Source organism: Geomonas limicola (assembly GCF_014193675.1).
GTDB classification, from domain to species: domain Bacteria; phylum Desulfobacterota; class Desulfuromonadia; order Geobacterales; family Geobacteraceae; genus Geomonas; species Geomonas limicola.
The window spans coordinates 1-18,384 of sequence record NZ_BLXZ01000010.1 but is presented as its reverse complement, the minus strand read 5'-3'; the positions used below and the strand labels follow the sequence as shown (position 1 = coordinate 18,384).

The 18,384-nt window shown below is 59.6% G+C and carries 12 protein-coding genes; 6 read left to right on the top strand and 6 right to left on the bottom strand.

Annotation, left to right across the window (positions count from 1 at the left end; all coding sequences use genetic code 11):
• Positions 1 to 85 precede the first annotated feature (85 nt).
• From H7688_RS20035 to H7688_RS20015, 5 genes are all read right to left on the bottom strand, one after another.
• Positions 86 to 1,696, bottom strand: a complete 1,611-nt coding sequence (locus H7688_RS20035; RefSeq protein WP_183363036.1) for a tetratricopeptide repeat protein — start codon at positions 1,694 to 1,696, stop codon at positions 86 to 88.
• Positions 1,697 to 1,778: 82 nt separating this feature from the next.
• Positions 1,779 to 2,516 (bottom strand): glycosyltransferase family 2 protein, encoded by a 738-nt coding sequence (locus tag H7688_RS20030; protein WP_183363035.1) that lies wholly within the window; start codon positions 2,514 to 2,516, stop codon positions 1,779 to 1,781.
• An 80-nt stretch (positions 2,517 to 2,596) separates the two neighbouring features.
• The gene (locus tag H7688_RS20025; protein WP_183363034.1) at positions 2,597 to 4,225 is read right to left on the bottom strand and encodes a tetratricopeptide repeat protein; all 1,629 of its coding nucleotides are present in this window, start codon (positions 4,223 to 4,225) and stop codon (positions 2,597 to 2,599) included.
• A gap of 46 nt (positions 4,226 to 4,271) precedes the next feature.
• Positions 4,272 to 5,213, bottom strand: a complete 942-nt coding sequence (locus H7688_RS20020) for a class I SAM-dependent methyltransferase (protein ID WP_183363033.1) — start codon at positions 5,211 to 5,213, stop codon at positions 4,272 to 4,274.
• Between the two features lie 315 nt (positions 5,214 to 5,528).
• A complete protein-coding gene (locus H7688_RS20015) occupies positions 5,529 to 7,220 on the bottom strand; it encodes a tetratricopeptide repeat protein (RefSeq protein WP_183363032.1) in 1,692 nt (563 codons plus the stop codon).
• A 331-nt stretch (positions 7,221 to 7,551) separates the two neighbouring features.
• Between H7688_RS20015 and H7688_RS20010 the strand changes: the two genes are divergently transcribed.
• From H7688_RS20010 to H7688_RS19985, 6 genes are all read left to right on the top strand, one after another.
• Positions 7,552 to 8,235 carry a glycosyltransferase family 2 protein gene (locus tag H7688_RS20010; protein WP_183363031.1) on the top strand — a complete coding sequence of 228 codons (684 nt, stop codon included), beginning with the start codon at positions 7,552 to 7,554 and terminating at the stop codon, positions 8,233 to 8,235.
• Between the two features lie 28 nt (positions 8,236 to 8,263).
• A complete protein-coding gene (locus tag H7688_RS20005; protein ID WP_183363030.1) occupies positions 8,264 to 10,105 on the top strand; it encodes a tetratricopeptide repeat protein in 1,842 nt (613 codons plus the stop codon).
• 1 nt (position 10,106) lies between these two features.
• A complete protein-coding gene (locus tag H7688_RS20000) occupies positions 10,107 to 12,482 on the top strand; it encodes a hypothetical protein (protein WP_183363029.1) in 2,376 nt (791 codons plus the stop codon).
• An 82-nt stretch (positions 12,483 to 12,564) separates the two neighbouring features.
• The gene (locus tag H7688_RS19995) at positions 12,565 to 13,326 is read left to right on the top strand and encodes a cytochrome c3 family protein (protein ID WP_183363028.1); all 762 of its coding nucleotides are present in this window, start codon (positions 12,565 to 12,567) and stop codon (positions 13,324 to 13,326) included.
• 72 nt (positions 13,327 to 13,398) lie between these two features.
• The gene (locus tag H7688_RS19990) at positions 13,399 to 14,481 is read left to right on the top strand and encodes a tetratricopeptide repeat protein (protein WP_183363027.1); all 1,083 of its coding nucleotides are present in this window, start codon (positions 13,399 to 13,401) and stop codon (positions 14,479 to 14,481) included.
• A 199-nt stretch (positions 14,482 to 14,680) separates the two neighbouring features.
• Complete coding sequence (locus H7688_RS19985; protein ID WP_183363026.1) at positions 14,681 to 16,576, top strand: tetratricopeptide repeat protein; 1,896 nt, start codon at positions 14,681 to 14,683, stop codon at positions 16,574 to 16,576.
• Between the two features lie 465 nt (positions 16,577 to 17,041).
• Here H7688_RS19985 and H7688_RS19980 read toward each other — a convergent pair whose 3' ends face one another.
• Entirely contained in the window at positions 17,042 to 18,361 is a 1,320-nt protein-coding gene (locus H7688_RS19980; RefSeq protein ID WP_183363025.1) for a cytochrome C, read from the bottom strand.
• Positions 18,362 to 18,384: the final 23 nt, after the last annotated feature.

The window sequence follows — 18,384 nt, the reverse complement described above, 5'->3', positions numbered from 1 at the left end:
AAATGATCTCCCCGTGGTGTCCGTAAAAAAACTTATCCACAACGCCCCACTGGCGCCTTCCGATCGTCATTTTCAGGGGGCACAGTCAGTCATATTGCTTGTGCAACTGGGCAATCCTGCTCCGGACCTTTGGAAGCAGGGACTCATATTTGGCCGAAACATTGGTGAGAAAAGTTTCATACAATGGGAGAGCCTCTCTCCCCCGGTCTAACTTTTCTAAGAGCACAGCAAGGTTGAAGAGCGACTCGGCGTGGCCAGGATCTGCCTGCAATGCCAATCGGAGATACCGCTCCGCCTCCTGGTACGACTGAGCATTGAGCTGAATGCTCGCCAGTTGAAAGAGCGAACCGCTGTGTTTCGGGTCGACGCGCAATGCGGCGAGGAACGCGTGCGTCGCGCCGGCGAGATCCTGCTTGTCCAAGAGCACCGCGCCAAGGTTATAGTATCCCCAAGTGGAATCGGGGGCGACCCTGATGGCACTGGCAAAGAGGGAGCAGTCGTCTAACCAATCAAGGTTCCGCCTGACAGTCAGTGTCATCAGGAAAATGGCCAGAATTGCGCCGGCGCCCAAGGCGAAGTTTCGAGGTCTCTGGCCATAGCTCAGTCCTTGGTCGACTACCACTAAACAGAGACCTAGCAACGGCAGGTACATGAACCTATCAGCCAGAGGAGCACTCGGAATTGGAATTACATTGGCAATCGGAAAAAGATTGATCGCGCACCAGACCAACCCCGCCCGGGTTACCGGCCGGCCAGTTCGCCAGAGAAGAACGACTCCAGCGACAACAAAGCACCACACAGGCGTTAGCCACCAATCAGCGGCCTTCAGTTCTGATGGCACCTGGTAGTCCACATTAAGCCTCAGCGGTAGCAGCAGATTTTCCAGGTAGCGCGGCATCACGAAGAGATTCTGTAACATGCGGTGGCCCAAGCGGCCCAAGTCGAGACTCATCCTGGAACTGCCAGTTAGGACCGCACTTCGCAGGGCGAAGTAGATTCCGGCAAAAAAAATAAGCGGGAAGGTGCTCACGAGCTTGTCCCACAACCTCCCCCTCAGTGCGCCGATAGCCGGCAAGTCGTACACAAAGAGAAAAGGAAGCAGCATGAGCGCCGTTTCTTTACACAGCAGGGCCAGAAAGAAGAGCACGCCAGAGAGCAGGAAAAAGACTTTCTGTCCGGTCTTTGAGGCACGGTTGAAGACGAAAAAGGAGAGGAAAACAAAGAGCGCTGCCAGCAGGTTGTTCCGGGCGGAGACAAGATTCACGGTTTCGGCATTAATCGGGTGGATACCGAACAGGAGTGCAGCGACAAAGGCGGGAGCCGGTGCCCCGAACAGGCGCAAGGCTAGGAGGTAGAGGCAGCATACCACAGCAAGATGCAGGAGGACATTCTCGGCGTGGTAGCCCAAGGGATTGACCCCGTACAGTTGGTAGTCGACCAGGTAGCTGAGACGGTTCACCGGACGGTAGAAGGGGGCGGACACTCCCGCCCCCCTCATCAGGTCGTCCGGTTGGCGGAACACGAGGCCGATGTTGGACCAATCTTTGTTGACAGGATTATCGACAATTATTTCATGATCGTCCCAAACAAAGCCATTGTTCAGACTGTTGCAATAGACCCCGCAGACGATTACGGCAAGGAGAACGCCAAAGAGGAGCTTCGTATAACGGTATCTGGTAATTCCCTCAGCAGGCATGCTACACTTCCCCGTGTACTTTATCAGGCAGTTTAAGCGCACAACAATGGTTTAATTAGCACGGTGAACTGAACTCCCTTTTTTAAGAGAAAATCGACGAGCTAGCGATGCCCCACTTGTGCAGGCGATACTGCAAGGAAGTCTTCAAAACACCTAAACCGTAGATGACACTGCGGCGGAAGTTGATAGATGAAGCATCCTCAAAATACTTGGTGGGGCAGGTGATCTCGCCGATCCTGTAGCCGAAATAGGTGATCTGGGCCAGCATCTGGTTGTCGAAGACGAAATCGTCGGAGTTTTGATCCAGCGGCAGTTTCTCAAGGACTTCCCTGGTAAAGGCCCGGTAGCCGGTATGGTACTCGGACAGTTTCTGACCGAGCATCAGGTTTTCGAAGAGGGTAAGAGCACGGTTTGCAATGTACTTGTAAAGCGGCATCCCCCCTTCAAGTGCACCGGTTCCCAGGATGCGCGACGCCAGCACCGCGTCGAAGTCGCCATAGGCGAGCATGGACGCCATGGCTGGGATAAGCTTGGGCGTGTACTGATAGTCGGGATGCACCATGATGACGATGTCCCCCCCCAGGTCCAGAGCGGCACGGTAGCAGCTTTTCTGGTTTCCCCCGTACCCCTTGTTGTTGGAGTGAACGATGGTGTGGATCCCGATGAGCCTGGAGATCTCTGAGGTCCGGTCGCGACTTGCGTCATCTACCAGTACCACCTCGTCGACGATCTCCATGGGGATCTCGTTGTAGGTTTTTTCCAGGGTTTTTTCCGCGTTGTACGCCGGCATGACTACGATGATTTTTTTTCCGTTCAGCATACTCTCTCCACGATAGGTTTAGTCATCTTCTCGATACAAAGTCTTCAATTCACTGCAATGCCAGTGGCAACAGAGGACGACTAGCGCGCCTCGGCGGGGACGGAAGCACCAAGGGCCGCGACACGGCGCTCGGCAAATGGACGATACTCTTCGTAGCTCAGGTTGACATTCTCCAGGAAAAGCCGGTAGTGACGGAGAGCCTCTCTGGGCAACCCTTTTTTCTCGTAGATCTTGGCCAGGTTGAAATGGGCCATCGACGCTCCGGGTGTGTTATTCGCCGAGGGGGAGTCGAGGGCCGCGCGGTAGTAGCTCTCGGCACGAGCCAAATCCCCCTGCGTCGCCGCAAGCGTCCCGAGTTGGGCAAGAGTATCCGTATGCCGAGGATCTATCTCCAGCGCCTTCTGCCATTCCTGTTGCGCCCCTGCCAGGTCCCCCTTCTCCATCAAAGCCGTGCCGAAGTTGAATCGCGCGCCGACAGACTCGGAGTTATTACGCACCGCGCTTCCGAAAAGGGAAAGATCGTTACGCCAGTCCAGGTTACGTTCAGCAGTAAGGCCGGCGCAGCAAATCACCATGGCGAGCGCACCGATTGCCGCCCAGCGCCTTGTCTCCAGGTGGGCCTGCAACCAGCAGAATCCCGCTCCCGCCAGGATGAAAAATCCGACCGCCGGCAGGTAGAGAAAGCGCTCCGTCATGTAGTCGCTGGGTATCGGCACGACATTCGAGATCGGCACGTAGTTGGCCGCAAACCAGAGTAACCCGAAGCGGGCCGCGGCGTTACGCCCGCGCAGGATGAGGAAGACTGCGCCCAAAAGAGCCACCCAGGCCACGAAGAGCCAGGGGATGGAAAAGAGGTGCTCCTTGGGCACCGTGTGGAAGATGGTAAAACCGTACGGGGCCAAGAGCAGCCCGAGGTAACGGGGCAGGATGTAGTAGTTCTGGGCCAGACGCGCGAAAAGGCCCTCCGCCGGGACCGCGACCCCCACCACCCCCTGCAGCGAATAGGTCCTCATACCGAGGTACAGCGCCAGGAAGAGGAGGTAGGGGAAAATCCATCCCACCCTTGTCCGCCAGTCGACCGCAGAGGCCCCGGGTTCCGACGACTGCGCATAAAAGGGGAGCACGGCAAGGAGCATGAGCCCGGTCTCCTTGCTGAGCAGCCCGCCGAAAAAAAGCAGCGCCGAGAAAAAGAGCGGGCGCCCCCAGCGCCCCCTGGCCTCGAGGAACCAGAGGAAGGCGGCCAGCGAAAACGCGAGGGACAGGAGAGTGTTGCGCGCCGAGATGAAATTGACCGCCTCAGCGTTCACGGGATGTACGGCAAAGAGCAGGGCCGCAAAGAGGGCCCCGCGCCGGTCCGGAAGCAGCCGACAGCCAACCAGGAAAAGCAGGAGCGCGTTTACCAGGTGGATGGCGATGTTGACCGCGTGAAACCCGAGAGGGTTCATACCGTAGGCCCAGTAATCGAAGAGATAACTGGCGCGGTTCAGCGGGCGGTAGTAGGGCTTCACCACGTCGGGGGAGAACAGTACGTCCGGCAGATGGCTTAGCTCGAGGGTCTGCGAGTTCTTGACGATGATGCTGTCGTCGTCCCAGACAAAGCCGTTCGAAAAGCTCACGTAATAGACGGCCAGGGTCAGGCACGCGATCAAGAGCAGCGGGATCCACAACTCTTTGCGGGAACTGCCAAGGTTGGCATTTGCCTGGATCATGCCGATCCCTCCGCATGGGAGAAACGGCTATCGGCAAAGAGGCGGATCATTGCGCAGCCACTCCGGCGGCTACCGGTTTTGCGGTCGAGGAGCGTCCGGCGACGCATATCAGGGTGCCGCCGCGTTTGAAGAAGGTACCGGCGTACTGCGCGGGGAGTAGGAAAAGGGTGAGCAGCAAGCCGAACAGGTAGGCCGCTCCCGTCACCAAGGGACCGTGCTTGGCGGGTTTGCCGGCCAGCGCTTCGAAAAAAACATTGGGATACGGCATGAGGTAGTTGAGCGCACTTTGTGACCATCCCAACAGGTCGTACTCGAACTCCTGATGCCACTCGCGCTCTACGGAAAACCCGCCCCCACTCAGGCAACGACGCAAGGCACCGGCATCGAAGTGATAGAGGTGGCGCGGCGCGTCCACATGGAGCCATTTCCCTTTGAAGAGCTTCGCCTGCCAGCCGCCGAAGTCTGGTACGGCGACGATGAGCTTGCCACCTGGCTTAAGCACCTTACCAATGTTGGCCATCATGGACGGGAGGTCGCGCATGTGCTCCAGCGTGTGCCACATGGTGATGCAGTCAAAACCCTGGCGAGGGTCGAGTTGCGCCACCGCTTCCCAGACCTCGAGCCCGGCCTGCCGGGCGGGACCCGGGTTGAGCTCGGTCCCCACCACCTCCCACCCAGCGGCTTGGGCGGTGAGCAGGAAGGAGCCGTCACCGCACCCGATGTCCAGCAGCCGTCCACCCGTTTTACCGGCAACCGCCCGCCCCACGAACCCCATGCGCCGGTTCATGCAGTAGCGCAGGGTGAAGCCGTGCCTGCCGCCGTAATACCCTGCGTAGTAGGGGCCCAGGTCCTCGGGCTGCGGCACGGTATGTCCCAGGCCGCAAGCGGGACACTTTTTCAGTTCGAACATCTCGCCGGTCAGCGGGTCCCGCACCTCGGTGAAGTGCGCCTTAAGGGGTTCTCCGCAAACGTTGCATTTCTCCAGCATGAACCGTCTCCTTCAATCGCAGGCCGCCTCGGTTTGGGGCGCCTGCCCATCACATCGCTATGTCATTTCACCGGAGCCCTGTCACAAAGCTCCCACCACGGTTCCAGTGCCGGCAGGCGCCGCGTCGCTCCCTTTGCGGAAGGGTCCTCGGGAACATCCTGGAAAGCAGAACAATGAGGTCCCCTCTCCCCTCGCGGGAGAGGGATAGGGTGAGGGGGAAGGCGCCATATCATCGCAGATGACAGCTTCACCCACCCCCCTGCCCCTCCCGTCAAGGGAGGGGGGGATGCGGTTTTCCTTCCGGACCCTTGCCCGCTAGTTCGGCCCACCAGGCATCGCCTGGGGCGCTCTCGACTCCACGATCTCGCGCGTCTGGCGGAGGTTCGCCTGGAAAGCGGGGTTGCCGGGGTTCAGACGCACCGCGCTGCTGAACGAGCGCAGCGCCGCCTCGGCCTGCCCCTTGTTCATCAGCGCGTTCCCTAGGTTGAAGTGCGCCTTGGCGAGATCCGGATCCAGCTTCAGGGCGATGACAAACTGGTCGATCGCCTGGTCGGTCCACCCCTTCATCCCGTAGGCGGTCCCCAGGTTGTTGCGCGTGTTCGCCCAGGTGGTGCGCCAGTTCGGGTCGTGGCTCTTTTGCGCACCGGTGCGCTCCAGGCTCAGGGCCATCTGAAACTCGTTGATGGCCTCGTCGAACCGGCCGCGCTGCAGCAGCCCCTCGCCGTAGGCATCGTGGGTAAGCGCAAGCCTGGGAGCCTTCGCGCTGGCATCCTTCCAGAGGGTGTAGCTGTCCTGCCATACCGGAACCCTGGCGCTGGCGGCAGCGGCAAAGCCCCCGGTCGCTACCAGGATGAGCACCAGCGTCACCAGCGAGCGGCGCGAGGCGAACACCCCCTCCCAGCTAGCCTCTCCCAGCAGTGCGGCACAGACAAAGGCCGCCGCTCCCAGCATCGGGAAGTAGAGGTAGCGGTCGTTCATCAAGGTGACGATCGGCACGATCTGGGAGACCGGGATCAGCCCAACGAAGAAGAGTGCGTACCAGAAAAAGAGCTTTCGCCTACGGCGATACAAGAAGAAACCAAAGACGCACAGTGCCAAAGAGCTAAGTGCCGCCCAGGCCACCTGCTGGTCCACTCCGGGCTTGAGCTGTATGTCGTAGAAGGCGCTCAGCTGCGCCGGCCAGGCCAAAAAACCGAGGTAGCGCATCAGCACCGTGAGCATGGTGAAGAAGGTGGCTGCGGGACTGCCGCCATGAAAGGAGGTGATCCCCCCCTGGGCCACGGCGTGACTTTTCAGGGCGAGCGCGGCAAAAAGGGCCGCCACGAGGAAATAGGGGATCTTGTCGACCAGTACCCCCCTCCCCTGCCGCTTCTCGCCGCAGCAGAGCTCGTGGAGGATGAGTACCAGGGGGAGGACGACGGTCACCGACTTCGTCAACATGGCCAGGACGAAGGCGAAGAGCGACACCCAGTAGTAGGTTGTGCCGCGCCCCAGCTCAGTGCTCCGGTAGCGGAGGTAGCAGTACCAGGAGACCAGGAAGAAGGTCATGGAGAGCAGGTTTTTGCGCTCCGAGATCCAGACCACCGACTCGACCTGAACCGGATGGACCAGGAAAAGAAGCGCGGCGGCGAAGATCCAGACCTTTTCCCCGACCAGGCGCCGCAGCAGCAGGTAAAAGAGCACACCGTTAACGGCATGAATGGTGAGGTTGCCGAGGATGAACCCGAAAGACTTCATCCCCCAAAGCTCGTAGTCGAGCATGTACGAGATGAGATGCAGGGGAGCGTAGTTGCCGAGATGGAAGGTGGTGAGGGCGCCGCGCAGGTGCTCCAGGCTGAGGCCCTGAATCAGGGGGTTGTCCAGTACGTACTGGCGGTCATCCCAGTTGATCAGGAAGTCGTGGCGCAACGCCGGGCCGAATACGGCAAAGGAGACCAGCACCAGCGTGAAGAGTTGTAGAAAGGTTCTGATTCCGGGGGTTTTCAGGAGGCGTGCTGTGCTGATCACGGTAACAACCTTTCACCTTGCAATCCGCTTCGTCCGGGCGCGGCCGGCCCATTCGGGGCGGCGCGTGCCGGGGACGCCCAGCGGGGGTCCTTGGCTTGAGGCACAAGTGCGTCGGAATATACCTTAAGAGTAGATATCCGCGCAAGCTTTATGACAGTTCCCGGTCGCCTTATCCTGTTCGGGCGAGTTGACCTTTTGGACAGCTTGTGGTACTCCTCGCTGTCGGCAAATGCCCTGCCTGGCCGGAAGCAGCGCGGTTTTTCCGCTCCCGCGACAGCCCGGTCGCCACCGGTGCCACGGCGCGAATCAAAGCATCCAAAGGACGTCCTTCATGAAACTGTCCGTCGTCATCCCGATCTACAACGAAAAGGGGACCATCAGGGAAATCTACCGCGCCGTGCAGGCGGTGGACATCGACAAGGAAATCGTCCTGGTCGACGACTACTCCACGGACGGCACCCGCGAAATACTGGCCGAATTGGCCGGAGGCAACACCCGGGTCGTCCTGCACGACCGCAACCAAGGGAAGGGGGCGGCACTCAGGACCGGTTTTCAGAACGTACGCGGCGACATTGTCATCATCCAGGACGCCGACCTCGAGTACGACCCTGCCCAGTACCACAAACTTGTGCAACCGATCCTCGAGGGGAAGGCCGACGTCGTCTACGGTTCCCGTTTCTGTACGGGCGAATACCGGCGCGTGCTCTTTTTCTGGCACATGGTGGGCAACAAGTTCCTCACGCTTTTGTCCAACATGATGACCAACCTGAACCTCACCGACATGGAGACCTGCTATAAGGTGTTCCGGCGCGAGGTGCTCGAAGGGATAACTATTGAGGAGAACCGTTTTGGCTTCGAGCCCGAGATAACCGCGAAGATCTCCAAGATGGACCTCCGCATCTACGAGATCGGCATTTCCTACTCGGGAAGGACCTACAAGGAAGGGAAGAAGATCGGCTGGAAGGACGGTTTCTCGGCCCTGAAATGTATCGTGAAATACAACCTGTTCCGCTAGCGCCTCCGCCTTCCGAAGGAATCCTCGCATGTACAAGAGCATCTGCGGTAACAAGTATGTGATGGCATCGTTGATTTTAGTCCTGGGGGTGCTGGCCTACTCCAACTCCTTCACGGTCCCCTTCCAGTTCGACGACGAGTCCTACGTGGTGACCAACTCCATCATACGGAGCTTCCATTACTTCTTTTCCCCCTTCGATATCTTCAAGATAGAAAAACTCTCCCCCACCTCGCTCCCACCCGCCCTGCAGTTCGCCTTCATGACCAGGATCCTCGGTTATTTCACCCTGGCGCTGAACTTCAAGCTGCACGGCCTGAACGTGGTGGGGTATCACGTGGTCAACCTGGCGCTGCACCTTTTTAACGGCTACCTGGTGTACCTGATCGCGCGCTACACCCTGGAGCTGGAGCGCTGTGCTCCCCGGGGGGACGCCTCCCGCACGGGCTACCCCGGGGCAATCCCCGTCGCGACGGCACTGCTCTTCGTCGTGCACCCGATGCAGACCCATGCCGTCACCTATATCACCTCCCGCTTCCTCTTGCTGGCGTCCTGCGGCTACCTGCTGGCCCTGCTTTGCTACCTGAAGTCCCAGACCGAGTCCGCCGGCAAGAGCACTTTGTGGTACGGGCTAGCCCTAGCCAGCACCGTCGGCTCCATGTTGAGCAAGGAGTTCAGCTTTACCCTCCCCTTCGTCGTCGCCCTCTACGATTTCACCTTCTTGGACCGGGAGCTCAAGCGGCGCCTGAAGGCCCTGGCTCCCTTCGCCGTAACGTTGTGCATCATCCCGATCCTGGTTTTCCTGCAGCAGGGGCAGGTTGGCGCCCTGGACAGCACGATGCGCACCATTACCGCCGCTGATGTCTCGAAGATCTCCCGGGGTGACTACCTGCTCACCCAGTTCGGGGTCATCACCGATTACCTCAGGCTCTTGTTCCTGCCGATCCACCAGAACGTGGACCACGACTTCACCAAGTACCACACCTTGTTCGCACTGCCGGTCTTCGCCTGTTTCCTGCTGCTGGTCACTATTTTCCTGGTCGGCCTTTCCTGCTATTACCTTAGCGGCAGACGCCGCGAGCACCCCGAGCTGAGGCTTGCCGGCTTCGGCATCCTCTGGTTCTTCGTCACGCTCTCCGTCGAATCGAGCATCCTGCCGCTTGGAGAGTTGGGCGCCGAGTACCGGGTGTACCTCCCCTCGTTCGGGCTCTTCCTCGCGGTGACCGCCCTCGCCCACCTGGCAGTGCGGGTCGCTCTGGGGACCGCAGCCGGCATCCGGCTCTTCGCCGGCCTCTTCGGCGTGGTCATCCTGGTCCTCGCCGTGGCGACCTTCTCGAGAAACGAGGTGTGGCAAAGCGAGATCTCGCTTTGGGCGGACTCCGCCCAGAACAGCCCGAATAAGCTGCGTCCGCACCAGAACCTGGGCCTCTACTACAGCGCGGCCGGGCGCCTGAACGAGGCGAAAAAGGAGCTCAGCGCCGCCTTGACGATCGCCCCGAACAACTTCGAGCTGCACAACAACCTGGGGATCGTCTACAAAAAGCTGGGGGACTACCAAAACGCCATTAACGCCTACACCAGGGCGTCGCAACTTAACCCCAATGACCCCATGTCGATTTTCAACCTGGCCAACGCATATCTCGCCAAGGGCGATCTTGCTGCAGCAATCCAGTACTACGAAAGGTGCCTGCAGATCATCCCGGATTACGACGAACTGCACAACAACCTTGCGATCGCCTACCTGAAATCCGGCCGGTCCGCCGACGCGCTCAGGGAGTTCGAGCGTGCGGTGCAACTCAACCCCGAGAATTCCAACGCCAGGCGCAACCTCGAGAGCGTCCGGAGCATGAACGCCGGGTCCGGGAAGCACTGACATGCAGCGGGAATCAACGAGACTTTCCGACCCGGGCACCCCACTCGCCGCACCGCGTACGACAAGGTCGGCATTTCTCTGGGCCGCGGCAATCGTCGCCGGGGTCCTCTCGCCTGCGGCGCTCTACCTCCTCTCCGGGTACACCCTTTCCTGGCGGGACACCTCGAAACTTTTCCAGCCGATCCGGCCAACCGTCGTGGACGCGCTGCGCAGCTATCACCTGCCTCTTTGGAACCCGCACGAGATTCTGGGAATCCCGCTTTTTGCCCAGATGATGCACGGGGTCCTGCACCCGGTTTCCCTGCTGGGTGCCTACCTGTTCCCGCACGCCGGGATGGATGCCCTTATCCTCTGCTACTTCGCGTTGTCGGCTCTCGGAGCCGCGCTGCTCTCCCGGGTACTCGGCGCGCCCCTTGCGGCGGCGGCCATCGCCGGTCTCGGCTATGGCCTATCGGGGTACGTGCAGGGGCTCAGCTCGAACGTGCAGTACCTCTGCGCTGCCGCGACTGCCCCCTGGCTTTTGGCGGCACTGCGCCGGGCTGGAGAAGGACGACGTTTCGGAGCCGTTACGGTGGCTGCGGCAACCTGTGCCCTCTGGTTTTCCGGCGACCCCCAGTGGAGCATCGTCGCGCTGCTCCTGGGCCTTGCCCTGGCAGTCGAAGCGGGCGGACTCAGGAGCTTACCAAGATCGGCTCTCGGTATCGCAGTGGGAACCGCCTTGGCAGCGGTCCAATTGATCCCCACCCTGGCCTTTCTCAGGGAAACGTCCCGCGGAGTGCAACTGGACCCCTTCGACCGGCTTCAGTGGGCACTGGCACCCTGGCGAGTAGTCGAGTTCCTGGCACCGGGCTTTTTCGGCAGTCCTAATCTGGGAACCACCAAATGGCCGGTTTTCGTCTGGCTGGGCGGGATGTCGCGACCGGGGCTGGAGATGCCCTTTCTTCCGAGCGTTTACCTGGGAGCGGTGCTCCTGCTGCTCGCCTTGGCGGGGCTGCGGCAAAAAAGACTGACGCTTCTTTTGGGCGGAGCTTCGCTGGTGTTACTCTGGCTTGCGCTTGGCTTCAATGGCGGCGCCGAGCAACTCCTGCATCACCTGCCGGTATGGGGCAAATTCCGCTATGCCGAGAAAATGGTGGGGCCGTTGACGCTCTGTGTTGCCGTACTAGCCTCCCTCGGAGCACAGCGGGTATCCGTCAATCCCGAGAAGCGCTGGGCTGTTCTTGCCGGAGCGCTCGGCGGCCTTGCGCTGCTAGGCGCATTGTTATTCTGGCGCTGGAACTCCTTTGATGCACAGTTTGAGACGCTGGCGGCGCAGCAGGGAGCCTTGCAGGCGGGTCAGAACCTCTCCACCGGACTGCTGCACGCCGGCTTGAGCCTTTTTGCCTGCGCCGGTCTGATCGTCGCTGCCCTGCGCTGGCCGAGGCTGCGGGCGCAACTTTGTCCGCTTTTCGCGGCCCTCATTTTCCTGGAGTCCTCCCTGGCGGCGCCGCTGGCCCTGCATGCGGGGGTACCCGGAGTCTGCGACAACGCCCCCCTGGCCGCCATCAAGAGGGACAACGAGCCGACCCGGATTGCGACACCGATGGAGGAGAACTACCACTATCCACGGGGACTCGATGCCTTGGATGCCCAGGTAGGGGGCCAGTCACACATGGGATCGCCTTCCTACAACGTCGCTTCGGGCATCGACCAGATCAGTACCTACACCGGTTTGCGCCCGCGCCGTTTCGACAGCTTGATAAGCGCCCTGAACGGAACCTTCGGCCCCCGGTCGTTATTGGCATTGAGACGCTACGCAGTGACCCACATGGTCATCAAGAACCCGCATAGCCCTGAAGAAACCGAGATTGCCATCGCCGCCAGCGAGGGGGGGACCAGGGTCCTCGACAACACGGACTGGGACTTCTCGGTCTGGAAGGTTCCGCACCGTCCCTGGGCCGGCTTTGCCGGGCAACTGCTTGCTGCACCAAGCGAGGAGGCAGCGCTCCAGGGGCTTTTGGCGAATATTGGCGCAAGTAGCGGTGCGGTCGTAGTCGAGGGGGCTTCCTCGCTCCCCGGAATCATCGGTGCCGGACGGCTTCTCAACTCGGTACGGACCGAGAACAACCTGCGCATCGAAGCGGAAACTGCCCAAGATGGTGTGCTGGTCGTCAACGATGCCTTCTGGCCGGGGTGGCAGGCGCGCCTCGACGGCCGGGAGGTTCCCATCTGGCGCGCCGATTGTGTGGTCAGGGCGGTGCCCTGGCGTTCCGGACGGCACGTGCTGGAAATGAAGTACGATCCGCCCGAAGTAAAAATCGGCTGGTTCGTCACTCTGGCAGGTGTTCTGGCATTCATTACTACGCTGGCGCTCGGATGGCGGCACAAACGCAACTAATCCCTTGACAGAACTACCTTTTTCACGTTATAGCAAGCTGCCACCTTAGTGCTGATCACACCAAGAACTTCCAGGACACGCAATGTCGCTTAAACACTTCCTCATGGCGGGCGCCGTTACTCTGGCCCTGTGCATTTCGGTCTTCGCCTCGGATGTCTTTGATATCGTGTTTAAAGCGGTTAATGGAGGAACCGTGGTGTTCAGCCATGACGTACACACCAAGACCACCGCGATCAATGACAATTGCACGATGTGTCACGAGAAAATCTACCGGAACAAATCGGTGCGCCCGGTAACCATGGCGGAGATGTACAAGGGGAAATCCTGCGGCGCCTGCCACGGCAAAATTGCCTTCCCGCTCGGCGAGTGCGGCCGTTGCCACACGATCCGCGATATCACCTTCAACGTCAAAACGGTCGGCAACGTGATCTTCGTGCACGCCCCGCACACCAAGAAGTTCTCTTGCAACGAGTGCCACACGCGCCTGTTCAAGACCGGGAGGAACAATCCGGTCACCATGGCCGAGATGGAACGCGGCAAATCGTGCGGCGCTTGCCACAACAGGAAAAAAGCCTTTCCCCTTATTGACTGCTACCGCTGCCACCTGGCCGGGGACCTGGTTATGAAGTGCATCAACGCCGGCCCTGTTACCTTCAGCCATAGTTTTCACGTCAAGACGTACCGCTGCATCGACTGCCATGCCAAGATCTTCCCTCTTAACTACACCACTCCCAGGGTGAGCATGACCGAAATGGATGAAGAGAAAAAATCCTGCGGCGCTTGCCACGACGACTACACGGCCTTTACCACCAGAGAAAACTGCGTCAGGTGTCATGATATGTAATGTCTACCGGTTTTTCCCCGGCGGTTGTCGAGGAAAGCGCCGGACCGTTAGCTTCAATTCGGAGAGAGCATTTTGAAAGCACCTGTTCTTGCGGCAGCCTTCATATTAGTAATTTCCCTTGGCACAGGGAACGTCCTGGCACAGACAGGGCAGACACTCTGCCAGTCCCTTGAGGCCACCTCTTCTCTTGAATTTCGCAAGTCATCCGGAGTCGGCCCCAGGGGGACGTCACGCGCACAGACGCCCGACTTTGCCGAGGATGAAGGTGGCAACGCTGCGGCCCTGAACGACATCGGCGTCGACCACGTAAACGGACATAACGTGGCTCGCAATCTGACCGCTGCGTTCAACTGCTTTTTCATTTCGGCGCGGCAGTCCCAGATGGAGGCGCAATTCAACCTGGGGATCATGTATGCCACCGGCCGGGGAGTCAAACAGAACTACCAGACCGCGGCAGCCTGGTTCAAAAAAGCTGCGGATCAAGGGGACACCGAAGCCCAGTACATCTTGGGAGCCATGTGCGAATCCGGCTGCGGCTTCCAGCAGAACTACGCCAGTGCGGTTAAGTGGTACCTCTTGGCCGCTGCCAAGTGGTACCTTCCGGCCCAGGAAGGTCTGGCCAGAATCTATTCCGCCGGCCTCGCCATACCGCCTACGCCCGTCGAAGCCTTGCGCTGGCACCACCTCGCTTCGGTTCACCCGCCCGCAGAGGCTGCCTACCTGCTGGGAATGGAATACAACAAAGGAAAGGGAATGGCTCCCGACAAGGTGGCGGCTGCCGTCTGGTTGCGGGTTGCTGCTACCCAGGGACATGTGGCGGCGGCGTTCCACCTGGGAGCGCTGTACGACATTCGGACCGTAATCTCGTCAAATCCTGCCGAGGCCATTAAATGGTACCTTTTTGCGGCCACTAACGGCCACGCCCAGGCTCAGTACGCCTTGGGCGTGCTGTACAGTGCCCCGGGGACCGACGTTAAAGACCTGGTTCAGGCCTATGCGTGGCTCGATTATGCTGCCCGGCAGGGAGTAGAACATGCAGAGGAAAAACGGGACTCGCTGGAAAAAGAGATGACCCGACCGCAATTTTATGCAGCCCAACGGCTCAAGCGGGACATGCTGCAGATCAAAGGGATTCTTCCCAGGCAGGCTCCGTAGCTCCGAGTGCCCCTTCCCTAACCATAACGCGCACCCAGTCGCTGGTTCTTCTCCATCCTCCCGACTGCACTATTGCCTTGAGGTCGGTCCCCGTTCCTTTTCGCCGAACTCCCCCCGGGTGGTGCTCTCCAGCGGAAAAGGATGCAGGTGTACAGCCCGGGAAGGCGTTGCGTCGTGCATACCACCTAAAGGATCACACATGCGGCTCAGCACCCTGCTTTGTCTTTTGATGTTGGTTGTCACCCTCGCCATCTTTTCGCGAACCGCAAGCTTTGACTTCATCAACTTCGACGACCCGGGATACGTCACAACCAACTCCGTAGTGAAGAGCGGGCTGCATGCCAGTAGCGTCGCCTGGGCCTTCCAGTCGGCTGCCATGTCCAACTGGCATCCCCTCACCTGGCTCTCCCATATGGCCGATGTTCAGTTGTTCGGACTCAAACCGGCCGGTCACCACCTTACCAGCGTAGTACTTCACACTGTTTCGGCCCTCTTGCTGTTTCTGCTGCTAGTCCGGATAACCGGGATGCAGTGGCGGAGTCTGGTTGTCACTGCGCTGTTTGCCCTGCACCCCATGCATACAGAGTCGGTTGCCTGGGTTGCTGAACGCAAGGATGTGCTGAGTGGCTTGTTCTGGCATCTGACCCTCCTTATGTACGTCGTCTACGTGCAGAGACCGAAACTCTGGCGTTATCTGGCAACCATGGTGTGTTTCGCCCTCGGCCTGATGGCCAAACCCATGTTGGTAACCCTTCCGGTGGTTCTGCTGATACTGGATTGGTGGCCATTGAACCGCTTTCGGCGCAACGAGGGAGACACGACAGCCGCGGTCCAAACGGCGCGGCACCTCTTCCTGGAAAAGATCCCCTTTTTTCTCCTCTCGCTCCTCTCATCGGTCACCACCATCTACGTGCAACAGCACGGCGGAGCGGTACAGAGCCTCGAGAAGGTGCAGTTCGGCCTGCGGATCGCAAATGTTTTCCTGGCGTACGTGAGATATCTGATCGCGATGTTCTGGCCTCACGACATGGCGATCCTCTATCCGTTTCCGACAGAAATCATCATGTGGCAGCTTACCGGATCGGTTCTGCTGCTCATCGTCATAAGTGTTGCAGTGTTCTCTTTCAGGCGGCGTCTGCCCTACTTGGCAACCGGCTGGCTCTGGTTCGTGGTCACCCTGCTGCCGGTGATCGGCCTGATCCAGGTGGGTGGGCAATCGCACGCCGACCGTTACACCTACCTTCCCTTTACCGGGCTGTCGATACTTGCCGTTTGGGGTGTATCCGACGCCTGCAAGTCCCTGGCGCAGAGAACTAAAGTTCTGGCAACACTCTCTGTTCTGACCATCGCGGTCTGTGCCGCACTGACCTGGCAGCAGCTCGGCTACTGGCGCAACAACATCACCCTCTATCGACACACTCTGGCGGTTACCAACAATAACTACCTCATTCTCAACAACTATGGCATTGCGCTGAACCAGGAGTACGGGGACGTCGACGGTGCACTTGCAGCGTACCAAGAAGCCCTGCGCGTCTGGCCCAAATCCGCGTTGACCCGCAATAACCTTGGGACGATGTATCTGGCAAAAGGAAGGTTCACCGAGGCGTTGGAGCAGTTCCGGGAGGCGGCCCGTTTAGATCCCGGCGAACCGATGGTCAGGATCAATACGGGACGGACGCTTGCCAAGATGGGAAGATTGGGTGAGGCTGCTGAGCAGTTTGAAGCGGCCCTGAAGCAGGACCCGGCAGCAACGGACGCACACCTGCAGCTGGCTCTTTTGCTTATTAAGACCGGCCGCACCTCCGAGGCACGCTCGCATTATGAAGCCATGCAGAAGTTGGAGCCCTCCTCTGCAAGAGGCCCCCTTACGATCGCGGTAGAATTGGCCTCAGCCGGACTGGTAGGAGACGCTGACGAGTATTTCAGACAGGCAATGGCCCTTGAGCCGAATTCTCCTGACGTCAATTTCAACATGGGTGTATTTCTCGCCAAGCAAAACCGACGGGACGAGGCAGCGCAGTGTTTTTACCGTGTGCTGCAACTAAAGCCGGATTCCCTCATGGCAAAAAACTGGCTACGCACTATCGGAAAGTAATACGGTCCTAGCCCAACAAAAGTATCAATCGCTTTGCGAGCGGGTGGCCGTGACGGATTCGCGTTTTAACCCAATTCCTGTCAATCCCTGCCTTACTCACCCGAGTTGGCTCTCTTACCTGCGCTAACTTTGCTTTTACCCGAGATTTTCTAACCGATTCCTCAAGTTTCGCCTCCTTTTCTCGGGGACCGCATCCCCCATTCCCGCTACGATCAGGACCTTCATAACCATAGGGCCTCCTTGTTGCCCGGATGGATTATGCCATTCGTAGCCGTCATCGAGCCATGGGCCGAGGCTGCTGGTCCACATCCACCAACTGATTCTTATTACCAGGCAGATCTCATCAGCTGAATAACTGGATGACAGAGACCTCCCTGCAGCATCCCCCCACCTGACACGGGACAAAAAAAGAGGGCCGGCATAAAGCCGGCCCCCCGATCTCATCACAGTCAAGCCAAGGTGGTACTAGTCTTTAGCGTGGCACTTGTTGCAGTAGTTACGTGCCCACGGCCCGAACACGGAAGCCGGACGGCCGTTGTATGCGTTCTGCTGCTGAGCAACGGTGTAGCCCTGGTTGATCTTGTTCTCGGTGGTGCTGGTGTCGTAGGAAGCTGCGTTGGTGCTGTCAGCAATGGTCATGAACTCGTTGCCCAGGTAGTAACGGGCCATGCTCTCGAAACCGGAAGCGTGTGCACGGTGGCAGGAGAGGCAGAGCACGTTCTGGCTGGTGGTCGGAGCGGTCGGAGCAGCCTGGAAGGCTTTCAGAGCGGTGATGTCGGCAAGGGTGTTGCCGTTGCCGGTCTCGAACGGAGCCATTGCGCTGTAGCCGGCGCCGGTGCCGGTCATGATACCGGAAGATACGTATGCTGCGTAGTTGGCCGCGATCGGTGCGGTCAGCTTGGCGCCGTTACCTGCCGGGTGAACCAGACCTTTGGTACCGGAGGTGTAGGTGTCGTTGTGCATCGAGGTGTGGCAGTTTGCGCAGTACTCGGACATGCCAGAACCGTAAGCGACGCGGTCAGCTACGCCGGCTGCGGTGGTGTTGGTGGTGGCGTTGTAGGTGGACGGTGCAACCGCGCTCGGGGACGGATTGACGAATGCGAAGGAACCGGCCAGGGACTTCGGCTGGTAGCCGACGCCGGCCAGCAGGCGGTACACACCGACTGCGGATACGCCGGAAATCGGCGCGTTGCTGTTGGTGTAGGAACCGGAGTTGAAGATCGGCAGACCGGTGGAAGCCATGCTGCCGTCAGCGAAACGACGGTAACGACCGTGGGGATCGTGGCAGGAGGAGCAGGCCAGGCTGGCTGCCGGGTAGGTACCGCCCGGTGCTGCGGTCAGGGTCTTGTCAGCGGTGTAGCCGTAGTCGACTGCAACGATGTTGTGGCCGTGACGATCGCCTTCCCAGGTGGTTGCGGAGCCGCGGATCTTGCCGGTGGTGGTCATTTTCAGCCATGCGAAGTCGCCGCCCGGGGTAAGCTCGACCGGACCCTGGAGGGTCTGGCCAACCAGCGAACCGTCGGTGGAGATGTGGTAGCCGCTGCCCACGGTATCAGCCGAGTTGTGGCAGTTGAGGCAGGCGCCGGACTGGTCCTGTGCCTTCAAGAGGTACGGGCCGGACTGGTACTGTGCCATGCCGGTCACGTTGGCGGAACCTTCCAGGCTGTTGTGCATCGAGTGGCAGCCTTCGCACTCGGCGACACCGCCGGAGTGGAATGCCAGCGCGCTACCAGCGGTAGCGAGGGTGAAGAGTGCTGCTACGGCGAAGATCTTCGTTGCTTTCATGTACTGTCTCCTTTTTGGTTTTT

Coding starts and splice junctions, on each gene's coding strand:
- H7688_RS20030 (WP_183363035.1), bottom strand. CDS start 2,516: ATGCTGAACGGAAAAAAAATCATCGTAGTCATGCCGGCGTACAACGCG.
- H7688_RS19995 (WP_183363028.1), top strand. CDS start 12,565: ATGTCGCTTAAACACTTCCTCATGGCGGGCGCCGTTACTCTGGCCCTG.
- H7688_RS20025 (WP_183363034.1), bottom strand. CDS start 4,225: ATGATCCAGGCAAATGCCAACCTTGGCAGTTCCCGCAAAGAGTTGTGG.
- H7688_RS19980 (WP_183363025.1), bottom strand. CDS start 18,361: ATGAAAGCAACGAAGATCTTCGCCGTAGCAGCACTCTTCACCCTCGCT.
- H7688_RS20020 (WP_183363033.1), bottom strand. CDS start 5,213: ATGCTGGAGAAATGCAACGTTTGCGGAGAACCCCTTAAGGCGCACTTC.
- H7688_RS20035 (WP_183363036.1), bottom strand. CDS start 1,696: ATGCCTGCTGAGGGAATTACCAGATACCGTTATACGAAGCTCCTCTTT.
- H7688_RS20005 (WP_183363030.1), top strand. CDS start 8,264: ATGTACAAGAGCATCTGCGGTAACAAGTATGTGATGGCATCGTTGATT.
- H7688_RS20010 (WP_183363031.1), top strand. CDS start 7,552: ATGAAACTGTCCGTCGTCATCCCGATCTACAACGAAAAGGGGACCATC.
- H7688_RS20000 (WP_183363029.1), top strand. CDS start 10,107: ATGCAGCGGGAATCAACGAGACTTTCCGACCCGGGCACCCCACTCGCC.
- H7688_RS19985 (WP_183363026.1), top strand. CDS start 14,681: ATGCGGCTCAGCACCCTGCTTTGTCTTTTGATGTTGGTTGTCACCCTC.